The following is a 2,259-nucleotide window of genomic DNA, read 5'->3' on the forward strand; positions in this document are numbered from 1 at the left end:
ACGGCGACGGCGGAGCCAACGGCGTCTACGCGTACGGCAACCCGTCCCGGTTCCCGACCAGCAGCTACCAGTCGACCAACTACTGGGTCGACGTCACCTTCAGCACCCAGCCCGCGACCGCCCCCGCCGCACCCACCGGCGTCACGGCCACCGCAGGCAACGGGTCGGCGACGGTGTCCTGGACCGCACCGTCCAACGGTGGCAGCGCGCTCACCGGCTACACCGTCACCCCGTACGTCGGCGGCACCGCGCAACCCGCCACGACCGTGACCGGGAACCCACCCGCCACCGGCACCACCGTGACCGGGCTGACCAATGGCACTGCCTACACGTTCCGCGTCACCGCGACCAACGCGCTCGGCAGCAGTGCGGCGTCCGCCCCCTCCAACACGGTCACCCCCGTCGCGCCGGCCACGGTGCCGGGCGCCCCGACCGGAGTCTCCGCAGCTGGGGGTGACGCCTCCGCGACGGTGTCCTGGACCGCACCCGCGAACGGTGGCAGCCCGATCACCGGCTACACGGTCACGCCGTACGTCGGCACGACGGCCCAGGTGCCGTGGACGGTCACGGGCAACCCTCCGGCGACGAGCACGACCGTGACCGGGCTGACCAACGGCACCGCGTACACGTTCCGGGTCGCCGCGACCAACGCGGTGGGGACAGGTGCGTCCTCATCTCCCTCCGCCGCGGTCACGCCGGTCGGGGCTCCCGGCGCGCCCACGGGCGTCACCGCCACCGCAGGTGACACCTCGGCGGTGGTGTCCTGGACCGCCCCCCCGAACGGCGGATCGCCCATCACGGGCTACACCGTCACCCCGTTCATCGGTGCGACGGCACAACCTGCCACGACCGTGACCGGTTCGCCTCCGGGGACCACGGCCACCGTGACCGGGTTGACCAACGGCACGGCGTACACGTTCCGCGTCGCCGCGACCAACGCCGTGGCGACGGGCCCGGCCTCAGCCGGCTCGAACACGGTGACGCCGACGGCCGCAGCGACCGTGCCGGCAGCGCCCACGGGCGTCTCCGCGACCGCGGGTGACGCCTCGGCAGTGGTGTCGTGGACGGCGCCGTCCGACGGCGGCAGCCCGATCACCGGCTACACGGTCACGCCGTACGTCGGCACGACCGCCCAGGTCCCGTGGACGGTCACGGGCAACCCTCCGGCGACGAGCACGACCGTGACCGGGCTGACCAACGGCACCGCGTACACGTTCCGGGTCGCCGCGACCAACGCGGTGGGGACAGGTGCGTCCTCATCTCCCTCCGCCGCGGTCACGCCGGTCGGGGCTCCCGGCGCGCCCACGGGCGTCACCGCCACCGCAGGTGACACCTCGGCGGTGGTGTCCTGGACCGCCCCCCCGAACGGCGGATCGCCCATCACGGGCTACACCGTCACCCCGTTCATCGGTGCGACGGCACAACCTGCCACGACCGTGACCGGTTCGCCTCCGGGGACCACGGCCACCGTGACCGGGTTGACCAACGGCACGGCGTACACGTTCCGCGTCGCCGCGACCAACGCCGTGGCGACGGGCCCGGCCTCAGCCGGCTCGAACACGGTGACGCCGACGGCCGCAGCGACCGTGCCGGCAGCGCCCACGGGCGTCTCCGCGACCGCGGGTGACGCCTCGGCAGTGGTGTCGTGGACGGCGCCGTCCGACGGCGGCAGCCCGATCACCGGCTACACGGTCACGCCGTACGTCGGCACGACCGCCCAGGTCCCCTGGACGGTCACGGGCAGCCCGCCGGCGACGAGCACGACCGTGACCGGGCTGACCAACGGCACCGCGTACACGTTCCGGGTCGCCGCGACGAACGCCCTGGGGACAGGTGCGTCCTCATCTCCCTCCGCCGCGGTCACGCCGGTCGGGGCAGTCACGGTTCCCGGGGCGCCCACGGGCGTCAGCGCCACCGCAGGTGACGCCTCGGCGGTGGTGTCCTGGGCGGCCCCCCCGAACGGTGGATCGCCCATCACGGGCTACACCGTCACCCCGTTCATCGGTGCGACGGCACAACCTGCCACGACCGTGACCGGTTCGCCTCCGGGGACGACGATCACGGTGACCGGGTTGACCAACGGCACGGCGTACACGTTCCGCGTCGTCGCGACCAACGCGGTCGGCAGCGGTGTGGCGTCCGCCCCCTCGAACACCGTGACCCCCGCCGCCTCGGGGTGCAGTCCGTGCACCCTCTGGCCTGCCAGCAGCGCACCCACCAACCCCCGCGTCGCCGACCCGTCGGCGGTGGAGCTCGGGG

1 protein-coding gene is annotated in these 2,259 nt (G+C 74.0%); it reads left to right on the forward strand.

Features of this window, described 5'->3' with window-relative positions:
* Positions 1-2,259 (forward strand): fibronectin type III domain-containing protein (locus tag N801_RS18860; protein WP_211254765.1); only part of this gene is annotated, 2,259 nt, incomplete at both ends.

The sequence above is a fragment of the Knoellia aerolata DSM 18566 genome (assembly GCF_000768695.1).
GTDB classification, from domain to species: domain Bacteria; phylum Actinomycetota; class Actinomycetes; order Actinomycetales; family Dermatophilaceae; genus Knoellia; species Knoellia aerolata.